This window comes from Devosia elaeis, from assembly GCF_001650025.1.
Taxonomy (GTDB): Bacteria; Pseudomonadota; Alphaproteobacteria; order Rhizobiales; family Devosiaceae; genus Devosia; species Devosia elaeis.
Genome location: NZ_LVVY01000061.1, coordinates 44,530 through 62,469, shown reverse-complemented (window position 1 = coordinate 62,469; position 17,940 = coordinate 44,530). Strand labels below are relative to the sequence as shown.

The 17,940-nt window shown below is 62.9% G+C and carries 19 protein-coding genes and 2 riboswitches; of the genes, 13 read left to right on the top strand and 6 right to left on the bottom strand.

Going from position 1 to position 17,940, the window contains the following annotated elements:
• From A3840_RS02580 to thiE, 4 genes are all read left to right on the top strand, one after another.
• Positions 1-645 (top strand): ABC transporter ATP-binding protein (locus A3840_RS02580; RefSeq protein WP_131798229.1); only part of this gene is annotated, 645 nt, incomplete at its 5' end.
• On the top strand, positions 642-1,319 hold the full coding sequence (locus A3840_RS02575) for a hypothetical protein (protein ID WP_067451377.1): 678 nt from the start codon (positions 642-644) through the stop codon (positions 1,317-1,319). The genes A3840_RS02580 and A3840_RS02575, both read left to right, overlap by 4 nt.
• Positions 1,320-1,452: 133 nt before the next feature.
• A riboswitch (TPP riboswitch) is annotated at positions 1,453-1,572 on the top strand.
• A 231-nt stretch (positions 1,573-1,803) separates the two neighbouring features.
• The gene (gene thiM, locus A3840_RS02570; RefSeq protein WP_067451402.1) at positions 1,804-2,598 is read left to right on the top strand and encodes a hydroxyethylthiazole kinase; all 795 of its coding nucleotides are present in this window, start codon (positions 1,804-1,806) and stop codon (positions 2,596-2,598) included.
• Positions 2,595-3,242 carry a thiamine phosphate synthase gene (gene thiE / locus A3840_RS02565; protein WP_067451374.1) on the top strand — a complete coding sequence of 216 codons (648 nt, stop codon included), beginning with the start codon at positions 2,595-2,597 and terminating at the stop codon, positions 3,240-3,242. Before thiM ends, thiE begins: the two co-directional genes overlap by 4 nt.
• A gap of 31 nt (positions 3,243-3,273) precedes the next feature.
• Here thiE and thiD read toward each other — a convergent pair whose 3' ends face one another.
• The 3 genes from thiD to A3840_RS02550 form a co-directional block, all read right to left on the bottom strand.
• Entirely contained in the window at positions 3,274-4,119 is an 846-nt protein-coding gene (thiD, locus tag A3840_RS02560) for a bifunctional hydroxymethylpyrimidine kinase/phosphomethylpyrimidine kinase (RefSeq protein ID WP_067451372.1), read from the bottom strand.
• Positions 4,120-4,149: 30 nt separating this feature from the next.
• Positions 4,150-4,268, bottom strand: a riboswitch (TPP riboswitch).
• 77 nt (positions 4,269-4,345) lie between these two features.
• Complete coding sequence (locus tag A3840_RS02555; RefSeq protein WP_067451369.1) at positions 4,346-5,017, bottom strand: RraA family protein; 672 nt, start codon at positions 5,015-5,017, stop codon at positions 4,346-4,348.
• A 21-nt stretch (positions 5,018-5,038) separates the two neighbouring features.
• Positions 5,039-6,049: a hydroxyacid dehydrogenase gene (locus A3840_RS02550; RefSeq protein WP_245676533.1), complete on the bottom strand. Its 1,011-nt coding sequence runs from the start codon at positions 6,047-6,049 to the stop codon at positions 5,039-5,041.
• A 112-nt stretch (positions 6,050-6,161) separates the two neighbouring features.
• Here A3840_RS02550 and A3840_RS02545 point away from each other — a divergent pair, with 112 nt between their 5' ends.
• From A3840_RS02545 to A3840_RS02530, 4 genes are all read left to right on the top strand, one after another.
• Entirely contained in the window at positions 6,162-6,869 is a 708-nt protein-coding gene (locus A3840_RS02545; protein WP_067451367.1) for an IclR family transcriptional regulator, read from the top strand.
• Positions 6,870-6,910: 41 nt separating this feature from the next.
• On the top strand, positions 6,911-7,891 hold the full coding sequence (locus A3840_RS02540) for a Bug family tripartite tricarboxylate transporter substrate binding protein (RefSeq protein WP_067451366.1): 981 nt from the start codon (positions 6,911-6,913) through the stop codon (positions 7,889-7,891).
• Positions 7,892-7,959: 68 nt separating this feature from the next.
• Entirely contained in the window at positions 7,960-8,421 is a 462-nt protein-coding gene (locus A3840_RS02535; protein WP_067451363.1) for a tripartite tricarboxylate transporter TctB family protein, read from the top strand.
• Positions 8,421-9,914 carry a tripartite tricarboxylate transporter permease gene (locus A3840_RS02530; RefSeq protein WP_067451361.1) on the top strand — a complete coding sequence of 498 codons (1,494 nt, stop codon included), beginning with the start codon at positions 8,421-8,423 and terminating at the stop codon, positions 9,912-9,914. The genes A3840_RS02535 and A3840_RS02530 overlap by 1 nt, the downstream gene beginning before the upstream one ends.
• A 185-nt stretch (positions 9,915-10,099) precedes the next feature.
• On the opposite strand, the gene A3840_RS02525 is transcribed toward A3840_RS02530, so the two are convergent.
• The 3 genes from A3840_RS02525 to A3840_RS02515 form a co-directional block, all read right to left on the bottom strand.
• The gene (locus tag A3840_RS02525; RefSeq protein WP_067451359.1) at positions 10,100-11,302 is read right to left on the bottom strand and encodes an L-talarate/galactarate dehydratase; all 1,203 of its coding nucleotides are present in this window, start codon (positions 11,300-11,302) and stop codon (positions 10,100-10,102) included.
• 45 nt (positions 11,303-11,347) lie between these two features.
• Entirely contained in the window at positions 11,348-12,256 is a 909-nt protein-coding gene (kdgD, locus tag A3840_RS02520; protein ID WP_067451397.1) for a 5-dehydro-4-deoxyglucarate dehydratase, read from the bottom strand.
• A 79-nt stretch (positions 12,257-12,335) separates the two neighbouring features.
• Entirely contained in the window at positions 12,336-13,034 is a 699-nt protein-coding gene (locus A3840_RS02515; RefSeq protein ID WP_342669881.1) for a FadR/GntR family transcriptional regulator, read from the bottom strand.
• A 314-nt stretch (positions 13,035-13,348) separates the two neighbouring features.
• On the opposite strand from A3840_RS02515, the gene A3840_RS02510 reads away from it, so the two are divergent.
• From A3840_RS02510 to A3840_RS02490, 5 genes are read left to right on the top strand one after another with little or no spacing between them, the layout of a single operon-like run.
• The gene (locus A3840_RS02510) at positions 13,349-14,422 is read left to right on the top strand and encodes an ABC transporter permease (protein ID WP_082903595.1); all 1,074 of its coding nucleotides are present in this window, start codon (positions 13,349-13,351) and stop codon (positions 14,420-14,422) included.
• Entirely contained in the window at positions 14,419-15,315 is an 897-nt protein-coding gene (locus A3840_RS02505; RefSeq protein ID WP_067451353.1) for an ABC transporter permease, read from the top strand. Before A3840_RS02510 ends, A3840_RS02505 begins: the two co-directional genes overlap by 4 nt.
• A 2-nt stretch (positions 15,316-15,317) precedes the next feature.
• A complete protein-coding gene (locus A3840_RS02500; RefSeq protein WP_067451350.1) occupies positions 15,318-16,178 on the top strand; it encodes an ABC transporter ATP-binding protein in 861 nt (286 codons plus the stop codon).
• Positions 16,175-16,933, top strand: coding sequence for an ABC transporter ATP-binding protein (locus tag A3840_RS02495; RefSeq protein WP_067451346.1), 759 nt, complete (start codon positions 16,175-16,177; stop codon positions 16,931-16,933). Before A3840_RS02500 ends, A3840_RS02495 begins: the two co-directional genes overlap by 4 nt.
• Entirely contained in the window at positions 16,917-17,927 is a 1,011-nt protein-coding gene (locus A3840_RS02490) for a dienelactone hydrolase family protein (protein WP_067451344.1), read from the top strand. Before A3840_RS02495 ends, A3840_RS02490 begins: the two co-directional genes overlap by 17 nt.
• Positions 17,928-17,940: the final 13 nt, after the last annotated feature.

The window sequence follows — 17,940 nt, the reverse complement described above, 5'->3', positions numbered from 1 at the left end:
TCCGGCGGCCAGCGCCAGCGCGTCGCCATGGGCCGCGCCATCGTGCGCAATCCGCAGGTCTTCCTCTTCGATGAGCCGCTTTCCAATCTCGACGCCAAGCTCCGCGTCGTCATGCGCGGCGAGATCAAGGGCCTGCATCAGCGCCTCGGCGTCACCACAATCTACGTCACCCACGACCAGGTCGAAGCCATGACCATGGCCGACCGCATCGTGGTCATGAATGGCGGCAAGGTGGAACAGGTCGGCGCCCCGCTCGATCTCTACGATCGCCCCGCCAATCTCTTCGTCGCCGGCTTCATCGGCTCGCCCGCGATGAACTTTATCGAAGGCACTGTCACAAGCGAGGGTTTCGCGGCGCTCGATGTTACCCTTCCGCTAACCAATTCGCCTCCATCGGGTACAAAAGCAGTCTACGGAATCCGCCCCGAAAACCTCTCCCTGGCCGATGATGGCCTGCCCGCCAAAATCGCCCTCATCGAACCCATGGGCCCGGAAACCCAGGTCACCATGACCCTCGGCGGCCACACCATCACCGGCGTCTTCCGCGAGCGCATCGCCGCCCGCCCCGGCGATATTATTCACGTCCGCCCGGGCCTCGACACCATCCACCTCTTCGACGCCGCAACCGGCCTCCGCATCGAATGACCTACAAACAAACCAAGTTCTATCAAGCTCTTACGAGTGGCGACTATCCCATCATCGTCTCGCTGGCGCGGCATGATCTCGACCTCGCCAAGGCCGCCCTCGACGGCGGCGCCTTCGCTCTCAAGACCCATCTCAACGCTTATCACCGCGCCACCGGCACCACCTTCGGCACGTTCGAGCAGGAACGCCCCTTCTTCGAACAACTCGCCAAACTCGGCTGCCCCCTCCTTGTCATGGCCGGCCAGGAAACCGTTCCCACTGCTGAAGAAATGGACGCCCTGGCCGATCTCGGCTTCGAGGGTTTCAACGTCTATGTCGACCATATGCAGCCCCATCTGCTGCAATCACGCCTGCGCCCCATGCCGGCTCTCTCCTCGACCAGTAAAGCTGAGGATATCCAAGGCATTGCCGCAATCCCCGGCTGCATCATCGAGGCCTCGATCATGCCATTCGAGCGCTATCGCACCGCGATGACCGATGCGGACCTGGCGCGCTATGGCGCCGTAGTGCAGGCCGCGAATGTTCCGGTAATCGTGCCCAGCCAGCTCGCCCTCACGCCCGAAAACGCCACGCAGCTGCGCAATGCCGGCATCGCCGCGCCGTTGCTCGGCGCCATCGTTACCGGCGACACCAGCCAGTCCATGCACCGCGCCGTGAAATCGTTCGCCGGATGACACATCTGCAACGGCGCGAGGCCGCCTGAGGCAACGGAGCGGCCAAAGCGACTGATCGGTTTCCGCCCCAAGGCTGATTTGCGTCCGATGGCTTGCCGGAGATTGACATCATAGGCGGCAGCTCGCATTTTTGCGGCTTCACCAGGGGTGTCCCGACAAGGGGCTGAGATACTGCTGAGCCGAAAGGCAGCGCAGGGACCCTACGAACCTGATCCAGTTCACACTGGCGTAGGGACGGTGCGGATGCCTTTCGGTCGCACGACCGATCTGTCCAAAGGCCTCCTTTCTCCTTCCCGTCAGAGCTGGGTCTCCATTGCTTGCGAAGCGAGGAGCCTCGATCATGACATCCATTCCCACCCCGACCGTTACCGCCGGGCCGCTGCCGGCATCGGCCAAGATTTTCAAGCCCGGCATGGCGGCGATGACGGAAAAATACCGTCAGGGCGGAGACCTCTATAGGCCCGTGAACGAGGAGGCTCGAGCCATGGCCGCGCCGTCCATCCTGTTCACCCGCATGCGCGAAACATCGCCCCTCGTCCAATGCATCACTAATTATGTGGCCATGAACGTGGCCGCCAACGTGTTGCTGGCGGCGGGGGCTTCTCCCGCCATGGTTCATGCCGAAGAGGAAGCCGGCGAATTCGCCGCGATCGCGGGCGCGCTGACCGTCAATATCGGTACGCTGTCCCCCACCTGGGTCGCCGGCATGAAGACGGCCATCGCCGGCGCGCGGGCGGCGGGAAAACCCTGGGTGCTCGACCCGGTCGCCCATTTCGCAACCACCTTTCGCAGCCAAACGGTGGCTGCGCTCCTCGACCTGCGCCCGGCCATCATTCGTGGCAACGCCTCGGAGATCATCGCGCTAGGCGGTGGCCAAAGTGCAGGGCAGGGGGTCGATAGCGGCGATCCGGTCAGTGACGCCGAGGATGCCGCGCGGCAGCTCGCCTTCTCGACGGGCGCGGTCGTGGCCGTAACCGGTGCGGTTGACTTCGTGACGGACGGCGAGCGGTCGGTCCGCATATCGGGCGGCTCGTCCTTGATGCCCAAGGTCACGGCACTGGGCTGTTCGCTGACCGCGCTTGTCGGCGCCTTCGTCGCCGTCGCCCCGAAACAGCCATTCGAGGCGACAATGGCTGCCCTGGCGACCTTCGCCGCTGCCGGCGAGATCGCGGAGCGGGGCGCACAAGGGCCGGGAAGCTTCGCCATCCGGTTCCTGGATAGCCTGCACGGGTTCAGATCCGAAAGCCTCGAAGCGGACGGTCGGATCGTTGCGGTATGAAGCGGTTCGACCTCTCGCTCTATCTCGTCCTCGATCCCGGCCTGTGCCGGGTCCGCACGATGGTCGAAACGGCGCGGCTTGCCGTGGCCGGCGGCGCGACCATGGTGCAATTGCGCGACAAGGAGGCCGGCACCTCCGGCCTCGTTGCCACCGGCCGCGCCTTGATGGATGTCCTAGCGGGTACCGGCGTGAAGCTCATCGTCAATGATGATGTGGAAGCTGCCGCCGCGATCGACGCCCACGGTGTTCATGTCGGGCAGGACGACATGCCGGCCATCGAAGTGCGGTCGAGGGTCGGGCCGGACATGATCCTGGGCCTCTCGGCAGAAAACGAAGCTGCGGTTCGCGCGGCCGACCCTGCCATGGTCGACTATCTCGGGCTCGGTCCGGTCTTTGCCACACCAACCAAGCCGGATCACAAGCCCCCCATCGGCTTTGACGGACTGGCGCAGCTCGCCAGATTGAGCCCCGTGCCGACCGTCGCCATAGGTGGCTTGAAGGCCGAGCATGTGCGCTCACTCTTTTCGACCGGCGTGGATGGCATGGCCGTTGTCTCGGCCATATGCAGCCACCGCGCGCCTGACATCGCCGCGCGAAAACTGATGGCGATGATTGAGAGCGAGCGGCGCCGTCGAGACCCCTGACGAGGGCGCCGACGGAAATGCGATGCGGCGTTCAGGTGGTCTCCGCCGCGCTCTGTAGGAGCCCGCCGTCTGAAGTTTGTTCCCAAATCCTGTAGAAGTGATGGAGCGGGCCATGGCCATGGCCGACATCCAGCTCCGCGCTCGCGGCGAGTGCGCCGTGCATGTAGGTCTTGGCCGCGCGTACGCTGTCCTCCATTGAATGCCTGGGCAGGAGCGCCGCGATAGCGGCTGATAGCGTGCAGCCGGTGCCGTGGTCGTTGCGCGTCCGGATCCGGGGCGCTGAAAGCTCGATCGTTCCGGACGGCCCATGCAGCAGGTCGATGCTGTCCGCCGATCCATCGAGATGCCCACCCTTGAGCAACACCCATTGCGAGCCAAGCCGATGCAGGTCTTCCACCCGTGCCCGCATCTCGGCCAGCGTCCATTCCGGCTGGGCGTCGAGCAGAACGCCGGCCTCCGGCAGATTCGGCGTGATGATTGTTGCAAGGGGCACAAGCAATTCGCGGATGGCGGAGACCGTTTCGGGCTCCAGCAGGCGATCGCCGCTCTTGGCTACCATGACGGGATCAAGCACGATGTTCCGCGCGCTGTGGTGGCGAAGGCGTTCCGCGATCACCGCGGCTATGCCCGCATTCGCCACCATGCCGATCTTGACGGCGTCCACCCGAACATCCTCGAAAACGGCATCGATCTGCTGGCCGACAAAGCCCGGTTCGAGGGCGACGAATGCTCGCACCCCCTGGGTGTTCTGCGCCACCACGGCGGTAATCGCGGCCATGGCATAAGCCCCGTTTGCCGAGATGGTCTTGATGTCCGCGTGTATGCCCGCTCCGCCCGTAGGGTCGGTGCCGGCGATGCTGAGAACGTTGGCAATCATTGGCGGCCTCGTTCGAGAGGCCGGCAAAGGATAAGGCGCATCGACCTGTCCCTTCGCCGGCATGATCCGGATCAGGTTCAAAGGGTCACTGCGCTGCCTCGCGGCCAGCAGAATCTCAGCCCCTTGTCGGGACACCCCTCGGTAGCGACGACACTAGCACAGCTCTGCGGAACGTCCATCGTCGTCACCCGACAATGGACCGCAAGCTGAGGTTCGAGCGCCGAATCTATGGGGTGATGCAGCCCATTCTCACCAATTGGGCGGCGACCCAGCTGCGATCGTTGCGGCCTTCGTGAATAGCCTCCATCTGGCGCGTCTCGGCCTCATGCTTTGCCTTTGCGGCCTCGTAAAGGCGTTCAAGGTCATCGAAAGGCACCGATACGACCCCGTCTGCATCGCCACAGATGAGGTCTCCCGGGGAGATGACCATGCCTTCGAGGGCGATGGGCGCGTTGACCTCGCCCGGCCCGTCCTTATAGGGCCCGCGATGGGTGACGCCAGAGGCAAAGACCGGGAAGCTGCCGGCGCTGAGTTCGGCGCTGTCGCGAATGGCGCCATAAATGACAATGCCGCCCAGCTTCTTGTGCGCGGCATAGGCGACCATGAGTTCGCCGATAATGGCATTGGTCAGGTCACCCCCGGCATCGACCACGATGACATCGCCCGGCTGGGCAAGGTCGAGTGCGGCGTGAACCATGAGGTTGTCCCCGGGGCGGGACTTGACGGTGATTGCGGGTCCGCAGAGACGCTCGCCGGTATAATAGGGGCGCAGGCTGGGTCCACCGGCCACCAGACGTTGCATCACATCGCTGATGTTGGCGACTGGCAAGGCGCGGAAGCGCTCTACCCATTCCGAAGAGGCCTGGCGGGTGCGGTTGAGAACGCGAAACTGGGTCATGACTGTCTTTCGGGGTTGAGGTCAGGCGTTGATCGACATGCCGGCAAGCGATGGCTTGGCCTGCGCGGCGCTGTCGAAGGTGCCGTGTTCGAGAAAGGTGAGGATGTTGGTGGCGCTCTGGACCGCCATGTTGCGCAGCGCCGACCGGCTGGCGCCGCCGACATGGGGCGTAGCGATAAGGTTATCGAGACCGAACAGGTGATGGTCTGGCGCCGGAGGCTCCTGTGAAAAGCTGTCGAGAGCCGCACCGGCTATATGCCCGTTGGCGAGGGCGTGTTGCAGGGCCGTTTCGTCGATCAGCCCCCCGCGAGCGGTGTTCACCAGGAAGCTCGCCGGGCCCATCAGCGTCAGTTCCCTTGCACCGATGAGGTCGCGCGTGCGCTCGGTGAGTGGGCAATGGAGGCTGATGACATCGGCGCGTTCGAGCAGCGCGTCCAGGGTTTCCACCCGTTCAATGCCATCATCGGCTGCCGCGGCGCCGGGGTCGAAAGCCAGGGCACTCATGCCGAGGGCCCTGGCCAGGCTCGCCGCCCGTCGGCCGATATCGCCATAGCCGATGACGCCGAAAGAGGTGCCGGCGATATCGCGCCCAACATAGCTGGTCTTGGGCCAGCTACCGCTCTTCACCGCGCGGTCGAGAACAGTCACGTCCTTGAGCAGGGACAATGTCAGCGTGAGGGCGAGTTCGGCCACCGATTGCGCATTGGCCGAGAGGGCGCGCAGGACGGGAATCGATCTATCGCCGGCAGCCGCCAGATCGATATTGTCGACCCCCGAGCCATGCTTGGCGATAACCTTGAGTCGATCGGAGGCCTCGATAACGCTGCGGTCGATCTTGCCCTGACGCACGAGAATGGCGTCGACGCAATGGGTCCGTGCCGCGTCGCGCAGCGCCTCCGGGCCGGCATAGCCATCGACATAGATCGTTGCGCAACCCTTTGCCGATAATAGATTTTCAGCCTCCTCGACCAGCTTTGCACCGGTGACCATAACCGTCCATCGCGTGCCGCTCTGCGGCTGCTTTTCCGCCACGCCGTCCTCCTGTCGATGCCCTCGTGTTGACGGGCATCGTCTAGCGTGTATTGTACTATATGAAAAGTGATTGTACTAAGTACAACAACGACACTTTTCTGGAGGACGACAAATGCCTGGCAATTCCACTGCGGTAGCGGCCGTTGATCGCGCCGTTGCTCTGCTCAGTGCATTCGGAGAGGAAGACGCAACCTTGAGCCTGACCGAATTGGCGCGGCGCACATCGCTGGACAAGTCGACTGCCCTGCGGATCGCCCGCACGCTGGCCGGCAATCGCATGCTCGTGCAGTGCGAGGACTCGACCTGGCGCCTGGGCCCCAAGCTGGCCCAGCTCGGTGCGCGCTATACGGCCTCCTTCGTCCCGGAGAAATTCATCGCGCCCGAACTGATCAAGCTCAGCGATGATACCGGCGAAAGCGCCGCAATCTATGTCCGCGAAGGCGACACCCGCGTGTGTCTTGTGCGTAAGGACTCGGCCCAGTCGATCCGCCACAGCGCCCGGCCCGGCGACGCCATGTCCCTGGACAAGGGTGCTGCCGGTTGGGTGATCCTGGCCTTCGGTGGACATGTGGGCGAGCTGTGCCAATCCATTCGCGAGCGCGGCTACCACCTGACGCGGGGCGAACGCACGCCCGACGTGGCCAGCCTTGCCGTGCCGCTGTTCGGTGCCGGCAATACCCTGTTCGGATCGTTGGCGCTGACGGGTCCGCTCGTTCGCTTCACCGACGAAGCTGCGGAATCCCATCTGCCGCGCCTATTCGCGGCGGCCGATGCGATTTCGAAAATTCTCGGCTCCGAAACGCAGCCGGTCCGGTCCTGAGGCCAAAAACCAAAACACCAAGCAACCAGGAGGAAGACGATATGAACCTGTTTTCAAAACCGACTTTGGCATGCATTGCCCTGGCAGGCGCGCTGGCGCTACCCGGAATTGCACTGGCCCAGGATTACACCAAGGACACCATCACCTTCACCGTGCCGTTTCCGCCGGGCGGGGGCACTGACATCCTAGCGCGCCAGGTCGTCGACAAGATCGTCTCTGCCACCGGCTGGTCGATCATCGTGCAGAACCAGCCAGGCGCCGGCGGCAATATCGGCATGGCGCAATTGGCGCGCACCGCGCCCGATGGCCTGAACATCGGCATGGGTCAGACCTCGAACCTGGCGGTCAATCCCTCGCTTTACAGCGATATCCCCTATGATGCGCTGAACGATTTCTCGCATATCGGCCTGGTCACGACTCAGCCGATGGCCATCGTGACCTTCCCGGATTCCCTCTATCAGGACCTGGCTGAAGTCATCGCCGCTGCCAAGGAAAATCCGGGCGCCATCCTCTATGGCACGCCGGGCTCGGGCACCGTTGCTCACCTCTCGCTTGAGCTGCTGGCCACCCAGGGCGAGCTCGAACTCACACACGTTCCCTATCCGGGTATCGCCCAGGCGATTTCGGACGTGATGAGCGGCGTCGTCGACATCTATATCGGCAGCGTGCCGAGCGTGTTGCCGCATGTTCGTGCCGGCAGCGTTCGTCCGCTGGCCGTCACCTCGGCCGAGCCGAACCCGGTGCTGCCCGATACCCCCACTGTCGCTTCCTTTGGTTTCGACGGCTACAACGCCGCCGACTGGAAAGCCATCGTTGGCCCCGCCGGCATGCCCGAAGACATGGTTGCCGCCTTCAATGCAGCCCTCAACGAGGCCTTGCAGGACGAAGCGCTACGCGCCCTGCTGATCGCTGACGGCAGCACGCCGCTGGGCGGCGCAAGCGACGAGTTCGCGCAATATCACGCCACTGAACTCGACACCTGGGCTGCGGTAATCGAAGCCTCAGGCGCCACGGTCGACTGATCCAGCCATTGCAGGGCCGCGCTGCATGGCGCGGCTTTGCACGTCCAGCATTTTCTCAGGAGAGCGGCATGATAGACCGCAATTATTCGGAAATCGTGCCCGGTCTTCTGATCGCGATCTTCGGTGCGATCGTGGCCTTCTATGCCGCCCAGAATTATACCATCGGCACGCTGCAACGCATGGGCCCGGGCATGTTCCCGATGGCGCTCGGCGTTCTGATCGCCGGCCTCGGCATCACCCAGGCGCTGACCGGCTGGTTCAAGTCGGATCTGCCGCGCATCGATCCGGCCTCGATCCAGTGGCGCGCCGCCATCCTCATCCTTCTGTCTGTGATCGTTTTCTCGCTGCTGATCCGCACTGCCGGTTTTATTCCCGCCGTCTTCGGCGTCGTCGGTATTTCGGCCTTCGCCGACAAAGGCGCGCGGCCTGTCACCGCCATCGTGCTCAGCATCGTCTTTTGCGCCATTGCCTTTCTGATCTTCCGGATCGGCCTGGGCATGCATTTCAAGCTGATCGGCTGGCCATTCTGATGTCCTATTTCGACAATCTCATCCTCGGGCTGCAAACCGCGCTCTCCTGGTACAATCTGCTCTGGTGCTTTGTCGGGGTATTCCTCGGCACGCTTCTGGGCGTCATTCCGGGCATTGGCGTGGTCGCCGCCATTTCCATGCTGTTCCCGCTGACCTTCCAGCTGGAACCGACCGCCGCGCTGATCATGCTGGCCGGCATCTGGTACGGCACCTCTTATGGCGGCAGCACGGCCTCGATCCTGCTCAACGTTCCGGGCTCGGCCACCAATGCCGTTACCTGCCTCGATGGTTATCCGATGACTCAGCAGGGCCGCGGCGGCATTGCACTGTTGATGACGACGGTCGCCTCCTTCTTCGGTGGTTCGTTCGGCATCATCCTGCTCATGGGCTTTGCCGGCACAATCAGCGCCTATGCACTCAGCTTTTCGTCGGCCGAGTACTTCTCCCTGATGCTGCTCGGGCTCATCGCCGCCTGTAACGTGTCCAGCGGCTCGATCCTCAAGGGGTTGATCATGGTGGCGCTGGGCATCCTGTTCGGCCTTGTCGGCAGCGATATCTATACCGGCACGCGGCGGTTCGATTTCGGCATTCTCGACCTCGCCGACGGCATCAATCTCGTGGCGCTGGCCATGGGCCTGTTCGGCGTCTCCGAAGTGATCGCCAGCGTCGGCAAGGTCGATGGCAAGAAGGTCGATCCCAATTCGGTAAAGCTTTCGGCCATGAAGCCGACCAGGGACGACGTTCGTCGGTCCTGGTTGCCGATGATCCGTGGCTCCTCCATCGGCGCCTTCTTCGGCACGCTGCCGGGCACCGGCTCGTCCATCGCCGCCTTCATGGCGTATGCGGTTGAAAAACGCGTCTCCAGGGCACCCGAAAAATTCGGCAGCGGTCAGATCGAGGGCATCATGGCGCCCGAGGCCGCCAACAATGCCGCCGACCAGACCTCGTTCATTCCCACGCTGGCACTCGGTATTCCGGGCAGCGCCACCATGGCGCTGATGCTGGGCGCGCTGATGATCCATGGCATTGCGCCCGGACCGCAACTGATGACCGAACAGCCCTCCCTGTTCTGGGGCCTGGTCATGAGCTTCTGGATTGGCAATGTTCTGCTGGTCATCCTCAACGTGCCGCTGGTCGGGGTCTGGGTGCGCCTGCTCATGGTGCCTTATAATTGGTTGTTCCCCGCTGTGCTGATGTTCATCTGCATCGGCACTTATAGCGTCAGCAACAGCGCCTTCGATGTCATGCTCGTCGTCCTGTTTGGTGCCTTGGGTTACGCCCTGCGCGTCGGCGGCTATCCGGCCGCCCCCATGCTGCTCGGTTTTGTCCTGGGCCCGATGATGGAAGAGCATTTCCGTCGCGCCATGCTGCTGTCGCGGGGCGATTTCGGCACCTTCCTGAGCCGCCCGATCAGCGCCACGGTCCTGGCCATTGCCCTGCTGGTCCTGCTCTGGGGCCTCAAGCCGCTGATCTTCAACCGCAAGCCGGCCTGACGGCCACGCCGACAGGCCCGTCGTCGTGGTGGTAGGCGGAGCACTTTCATCTTTCGCTCCGGCCTGAGGAACGATCACGCACTGACGCAGATCGTCCTCCGCAAGGCCGGGGCGCTTGATTCAGACCGGATGCAGGAGCTGCTATAGCTTGTCCATCGCTGTCTCTCGCGTTCCCCACAGCCGGTCTATGATCGAGGACCAACGCTGCAGCTGTCAGCTGTCCAACTTCGAGCCTGCGCGCTGAGACTGAAGCCCAGGCCCGGCCGTGCGGGAACGATCATAGTGCCCTCGCTGGTCTCCAGCTGCTCATTGAACAGGGGAGACAGCCAGTCGAAATGCTCCACCCAGGATTCGTGGGCGTAGGCCGCGGCCAGGTGGATGTGGATTTCCATGGCAAAGTGCGGCGCGAGCTTGAGATATTTCTGCTCCGCGGCGCTCGCGATCTTGAGGAACTGAGTGATGCCGCCGACGCGCCCAGCATCGGGCTGGATGAAGTCGACCGCGTTCGCTTCGATCAGCGCACGATGTTCGGCAACGCTTGTCAGCATTTCGCCTGAAGCGATGGGCGTGTCCAACTGGGCTGCGAGCATGGCATGCCCTTCCACATCGTACGCGTCGAGCGGCTCTTCGATCCACACGAGATTGAGCCGTTCCAGCACCCGCCCAATGCGTTGCGCGGTGGTGCGATCCCATTGCTGGTTGGCGTCGATCATCAAGGAGACCTGATCACCGAGGTGGTTGCGCACGGCTTCGAGGCGCGCCAGATCTATCATCGGGTCGGTCTGGCCCACCTTGATCTTGATGCCGCCAATGCCGTTGGCCACCGACGACGAGCAGTTTTCGAGCAGCTTTTCGAGCGGCGTCGAAAGAAAGCCACCCGAGGTGTTGTAGCAGGGAACGGCATCGCGACGGGCGCCGAGCAGCTTCGCCAGGGGAAGGCCTGCGCGCTTGGCTTTCATGTCCCACAAGGCATTGTCGAAGGCGGCGATCGCCTGCGTTGCAAGTCCGCTCCGGCCTACCGAGGCGCCGGCCCAAACCAGCTTGTCCCAGAGGCGGGAGATATCGTTGGGGTCTTCGCCCAACAGCGCGCCGGCAATCTCCCGCGCATGGGCATAAAGACCGCGTCCGCCGGCGCGTTTGGAATAGCTGAACCCCAGCCCCGTATGTCCTTCACGGCTGGTGATTTCGGCAAAGAGCATGGCGACTTCGGTCAGCGGCTTCTGGCGCCCCATCAGCACCTTGGCGTCGCTGATCGCTTCGCTGAGCGGCAGCATCACCAGCGAAAGCTCGATCGTGGCGATACTGTCCTGCGTCGCGGGTCCGGGCGCCAGCCCGGCCAGCTGACGATTGTGGGGAAGACTGACGTTTTCCGTGAGCGAGATCTTCATGCAAAACCTTCCGGGGAACGAGAAGCCGCTTCGGCCTGAGCCACGTTAGCGCTTGTAGGAGCCGATCAGTGTTTCGAGCATTTCCTCTTCCGCCTTCGTTAGATCCGAAAGCGGTGCACGAACCGGACCGGCGTCGAAGCCCTGGAGGCGTACCCCGGCCTTGATGGCGGCGACCGCATAGCCCTTCCGCCGATTGCGGATTTCCATGAACGGGTAGAAGAAGTCCCGGAGGATGCGCTCGCAGGTGGCGCGATGCCCGCTGCGCAGCGCCTTGTAGAATTCCACAGCAAGACCCGGCACGAAATTGAAGACGGCGGACGAATAGGTGGTAAATCCTGCTGCAAGATACGCTTCGGCGAAAAGCTCGGCAGTGGGCATGCCGCCAAGATAGGTCAGGCGGTCACCCAAGGTCGCCGTGATCCGGCGCACAAGACCGATATCGCCCGTTCCGTCCTTGAAGCCAATGAGGTTGGGGCACACCTCGCACAGACGCGCCAAGGTTTCCGGCGTGAGCACCGAATTGTCCCGGTTATAGACCATGACGCCGATACCCACGGAGTGGCATACGGCGCGCACATGCTCGAAGAGCCCCTCCTGGGGTGCATCGATCAGATAATGGGGAAGCAGCAAGATGCCGTCGGCGCCGGCCTTCTCGGCGTTCCGGGCGATGGAAACCGCCAGTTCCGTGCCATAGCCGCAGCCGGAAACGATCGACGTCTTGCCCTCGGAAGCTTCCTTCGCTGCTGCGACGATCTCCGGAATTTCGTCTGGCAGAAGCGAAAAGAGTTCGCCGGTGCCGCCTGCGGCGAAGAGGGTCGTGGCCCCGAAGTTCGAAAGCCAGCCGACATGTTCCATGTAGGACGAGCGATTAAAACGCCCTTCGCTGTCGAAGTGCGTGACGGGAAACGAAAGGAGGCCAGCACCCAGAGCCTGCTTTACCTGTTGCGGATCCATGGAATTCTCCTTGCGCAAAGTAATCACACAAGAGGTAAATTTCTGACTGATCAAAGTCAAGAAGCTGTATGATAGGATGTCACCTGTTTTGCAGCAACGACCGGTAGCGGCGCTGGCTGCCTTGCAGGTGCTCCCGCATGGCATCGCGCGCCAAAGTCGCATCACCATTGGAAATTGCTGCGACTATGTTGGCGTGTTCGCTGTGCAGCTGTTCGAGGTACGGCTTGGCAGTGCCCTTATCACCGGGGTCGAGGGAGGCGCGGGGGATGGCATTCTGCCCGATCATGGTCAGGAATTCGGGAAAGCGCGGATTGTTGCTGGCTTCGGCAATGGCCATGTGAAGCTCGAAGTCGGCGGTGCTCGTGGACTGGCCGGCGGCGATGCACTGGCCGACTTTGCGGTGCGCGTCGAAAATGGCTTCTTCCTGCGCCGGCGAACGGCGATTGGCAGCAAGCCCGGCAGCTTCGACCTCCACCGCAGTCCGCAGTTCCAGAAGTGCGATGATGGAGGAAAGCCGCCCAGGATCAATGTTTTGAAACGGTGGTGGCACCGGTTCTGCAGGCTCCAGCACGAACACTCCGGCGCCGCGGCGCGGCTCGACCAGGCCGTCCGATCGCAGCGACGCGATGGCCTCGCGCACGACGGTTCGGCTGACCCCGTGCTGTTCGGCAATACGTGCTTCGCTGGGCAGTTTGTCACCGGGCTTGTAGGGGCCGGTGGCGATGGCATCGCGTAAGGCCTCGGCGACCTGTCCAACTAATGTGCCAGTGCCGCGCATCGAGCTGCTGCGCCTCGTGTCCATCTGCTGCCTTTTTGATGTCCATCGTCGGGAGAACCACACTGACAAAGCCTTCTGGGGTCCATTCTGTCAAGCGCGCCGATGAAAACACGCCATGATCAATCCGTGGTCTGCTAAGGCTGGCGAAGCCCGCATTCGACCCTGGAGCTCAAGGCGTTCGCAAAAATCTGTATGACAACTATTGACATTTGGCCAATGGTGGCGCGACAACCGGCAATAATCGAAGCTGGCAAACAGCTGCCTGTCCTGATCGTCGTGCCTTGGGCGCGACGGCCACCCAGAGGAGGAAGCCCATGACGATTTCGACTGGAAACGCCAGCCCGCGCCCGGTCGGCCTGGGCTCGTTTCTGCGCCCGGGGGGCAGAGTGCGTTCGCTGGGCGGCCAGGTCGTGTCCATTCTTGTCACGCTGTTCGGCCTTCTGGTGCTGACCTTCGTCATCGGCCGGATGATGCCTGCCGACCCGGTGCGCGCCATTGTCGGCGAGGACGCCACCCAGGACACCTATCGCATGGTCTATGAGCGCCTCGGGCTCGACCGTCCGATCTGGGAGCAGTTCTTCCGTTATCTCGGTGACGTAGTGACCGGTAATTTCGGCGTAGCGATCCGCACCGGCCAGCCGGTGATCAGCGACATTCTCCATGTTATGCCGGCCACCATTGAGCTTGCGACATTTGCCATCGTGATCGGCGCCGGTCTTGGCATACCGCTCGGCGTCATCGCCGCCGTCAACAGGGACAAATGGGCCGATAACGTCATTCGCGTGTTCAGCCTTCTCGGTCATTCGATGCCCATCTTCTGGACCGGCATGATCGGGCTCATCATCTTCTATGCCAGCCTCGGCTGGGTTGGCGGCAGCGGTCGCATGAGCAGTTTCTATATCGGTCTCGTTCGTGGGCCGACCGGCTTTCTGCTGATCGACAGCCTGATCGCCGGGGATTGGAATGTCTTCTGGTCGGCGCTCAACCATCTGATCTTGCCGGCAAGCCTGCTGGGATATTCCTCGTCCGCCTACATCACCCGCATGACGCGCAGCTTCATGCTCGATCAGCTCAACCAGGAATATGTCACCACGGCCCGCGTGAAGGGCCTTTCGCGCCATGACACCATCTGGAAGCACGCCTTCGTCAATATAAGGGTGCAGCTCGTGACCATCGTGGCGCTCTCCTATGGCGGGCTTCTGGAAGGCGCCGTGCTGATCGAAACGGTCTTCGCCTGGCCTGGCTTCGGCCAGTATCTCACCAACAATCTTCTCATTGGCGACATGAACGCCGTGATGACCTGCGTCCTCATTGTCGGCGTCATCTTCATCGGCCTCAACGTGCTTTCCGATGTGCTGTACCGCGTCTTTGATCCGAGGACCCGATGACCGATATCGTCAACGCCCCCAAGCCCGCGTCCCGGCGCCGATCGGCGATAGCGCCGCTCCTTAATGTCCTGCGCTTTTTGCTGCGCAGCCCCACCTCCGCGTTTGGCCTGGCCGTCATAGCGCTGCTGGTGCTGCTGGCGATCTTTGCGCCGCTCCTGGCAACGCATGACCCCAATGTGCAGAACCTCAACAACGTTCTGCAGCCGCCCGGAGGCAACCACCTCTTCGGAACCGACGAGCTGGGCCGCGATATCTTTTCGCGCCTCCTCCATGGCACGCGCATCACGCTCAACATCATTTTCCTCGTGACCATCACGGTCGGGCCGATCGGGCTCGCCGTGGGTACCATCGCCGGCTATCTGGGTGGAATCTTCGACACCATATTGATGCGGATCACCGACATCTTCCTCTCGTTTCCCGGCCTCATCCTGGCGCTGGCCTTCGTTGCCGCTCTGGGCCCAAGCCTCAACAATGCGATCATCGCCATAGCGTTGACCTCGTGGCCCCCGATCGCGCGCCTCGCCCGCGCCGAAACGCTGACCTTTCGCTCATCCGACTATATCGCGGCAGCCCGGCTGCAGGGCGCTTCGCCATTCCGCATCATCATGCACTCCATCGTGCCGATGTGCCTGCCATCGGTGATGATCCGCCTGACGCTCAACATGGCAACGGTGATCCTGACCGCTGCAGGATTGGGCTTTCTTGGCCTCGGCGCACAGCCGCCGATGCCCGAATGGGGCGCCATGATCGCGACGGGCCGGCGCTACATGCTCGATAGCTGGTGGCTGGTGACCTTCCCCGGCGTTTCCATCCTTCTGGTCAGCCTCGCCTTCAACCTTCTGGGCGATGGACTGCGCGATGCGCTCGATCCCAAGCAGATGAACCGGAGGTAGACATGGTTTTGCCCCACGACACCATTCTCGATGTCGGCAAGCTCTCGGTCAGCTATCGCAGCGACACCGGATATGTGGATGCCGTCCGCAACATCTCGTTCTCGCTGGGCCGGGAAAAGCTCGGCATTGTCGGCGAGAGCGGATCGGGTAAATCGACGGTCGGGCGTGCTTTGCTGCGCCTCCTGCCTACCGCCCGCATCACCGCCGACCGCCTCGACTTTCAGGGCCAGCCACTCCTCGAGCTTAGCGAAAAGCAAATGCTCGATATTCGCGGTCGCCGCATGTCGATGATCCTGCAGGATCCCAAATTCTCTCTCAACCCGATCCGCCGTGTCGGCGACCAGGTGGCCGAAGCCTACCTCATTCACTTCAAGTGCTCGAAGGCCGAGGCCAGGGCCAAGGCCATGTCGATGCTCGAAGCGGTCCAGATCCGCGATCCGCAACGGGTCTATGATCTCTACCCGCACGAAGTCTCTGGGGGCATGGGCCAGCGCATCATGATTGCCATGATGTTGCTGACCGATCCCGACGTCGTTATCGCCGACGAGCCGACATCGGCGCTCGATGTCACGGTTCGCCTGCAGGTTCTGGGAATCCTCGATGACCTCGTCAGCCAGCGCGGCATCGGCCTCATCATGATCAGCCACGACCTCAACCTGGTTCGCAATTTCTGCGACCGGGTCTTGATCATGTATGCCGGCCAGGTGGTCGAAAGCCTCAAGGCCTCGGAAATGGAAAGTGCCCGGCACCCCTATACCCAGGGCTTGCTGGCGGCACAGCCGCGCATTGGCGGCAGCCGTGCGCCCTTGAGCGTGCTCGATCGCAAGCCGGAATGGGAAATTCCGCTGGAGGGCGCCGCATGAAATCGGTCGAAGTCACTAATCTGGGCATTGCCCTCGGCCATGGCGCCAAGGCGGTCAATATCCTTCCTGACGTGAGCTTCACGGTGGAGCAGGGCGAGTGTTTCGGTCTGGTCGGCGAAAGCGGCTCGGGCAAGTCCACCGTTCTGCGCTGCATTTCGCTGTTGCTTGAGCATTGGCGCGGCACGGTCAAGATCGGAGGCGCCTCGGTGCGCGACATGGGTGTGATCGAGCGGTGCCGCACCGTGCAGATGGTGTTTCAGGACCCCTATGGCTCCCTGCATCCGCGCCATTCGGTCCGCACCGTCCTTTATGAGCCGTTGCGCATTCACAACCTCGATCGCCGGCAGGAACGCATGGAACAGGCTCTGCGTGATGTGGGGCTGCCGATATCGTTCCTCGATCGCTTTCCTCACCAGCTATCCGGCGGCCAGCGCCAGCGCGTGGCCATTGCCCGCGCGCTGATCCTCGAGCCCGATGTCCTGCTTCTCGACGAGCCGACTTCGGCGCTCGACGTTTCCGTGCAGGCGGAAATCCTGAATCTCCTGTCGGACCTGCGGGCCCGGCGCGGCTACACCTATATCCTGGTGAGCCACGACCTTGCCGTGGTCGACTATATGTGCGACCGCTTTGCGGTCATGCGCAGCGGGGAGATTGTCGAAGTGCTCGACCGCGCTGCGCTTGAAAACAACTCGGCCACGCATGACTATGCGCGCGAGCTGATCTCGGCATCCATCGCCTATGACCGAGCATCCTGACGATCTGCTGCCGTTCCTGGCGCGCCGTCGGGATGCGCTTGCGTTCGACCTCGCCTACCGCGCGCCGTTCGCTTCCTGGCAACATGAACTGCGCAGTGCCTGGCAGGCGAGCCTCCCGTTCGGTGATGCTCCCCTGGTCATGGAGGCGAAGGAGCAATCGGTTTCCGGCAGCCTCGAATTTCGGTGCTACCGCTTCCGCTACGCCACGGGCGACGCGGGAGAGGCCGCACTGTTGCTGCCCAGGGGCGCCAGCGAGCCTCTGCCCGCCGTGGTTCTGCTACACGACCATGGCGGCTCATTTGACGCCGGCTGGCGCAAGATGATCGCCGATGGCGTTGCCCCCGCCGCCTTTTATGAAGGCAGGCACCTCGGCAACGGACTGGCGGAAGCAGGCTATGCCGTGCTTTGCATCGATGCCCTTGGTTGGGGCTCCCGGTTTTATGGTGGCTACGAGCGGCAGCAGGCGGTGGCTTACCATGCGCTGCAACTGGGCTGGTCATTGGCCGGCATCGTGGCCGTCGACGATCTTCAATCGATCGCCTGGCTGTCCCAGCAGCCTGAGATTGACGCCGGCCGCATCGCCGTCATGGGCTTTTCCTTCGGTGGTGCGCGCGCCTGGCAGGCTGCGGCGCTTTGTCAGAAGGTCAAGGCGGCGGTCTCGCTGTCTTGGATCGGCTGCCGCAAGGACATGTTAAGCCATGCCAATCCGCTGCTGCGCGGGCATTCGGCGAACTACTTTCTCCATCCGGCCATGGCGTTGCGCGCCGACTACCCGGATCTCGCCGGCCTCGCCGCCGATCGGCCTCTCTTCATCCGCGCGGGCGATCAGGATCGTCACATGCCGCGGGAAACGGTAGAGCGGGCGATCGCGCAGCTCAGCACGATTGCCGGCGATGCTGGCGGCAGGCTGGATGCGGCGATCTTTGCAGGGGCACACCACTGTCCGCGATCGGTGCAGGACGAGGCGTTCGCATTTCTCGCCCGCTATCTTTGAGGGCCCGCGCGCT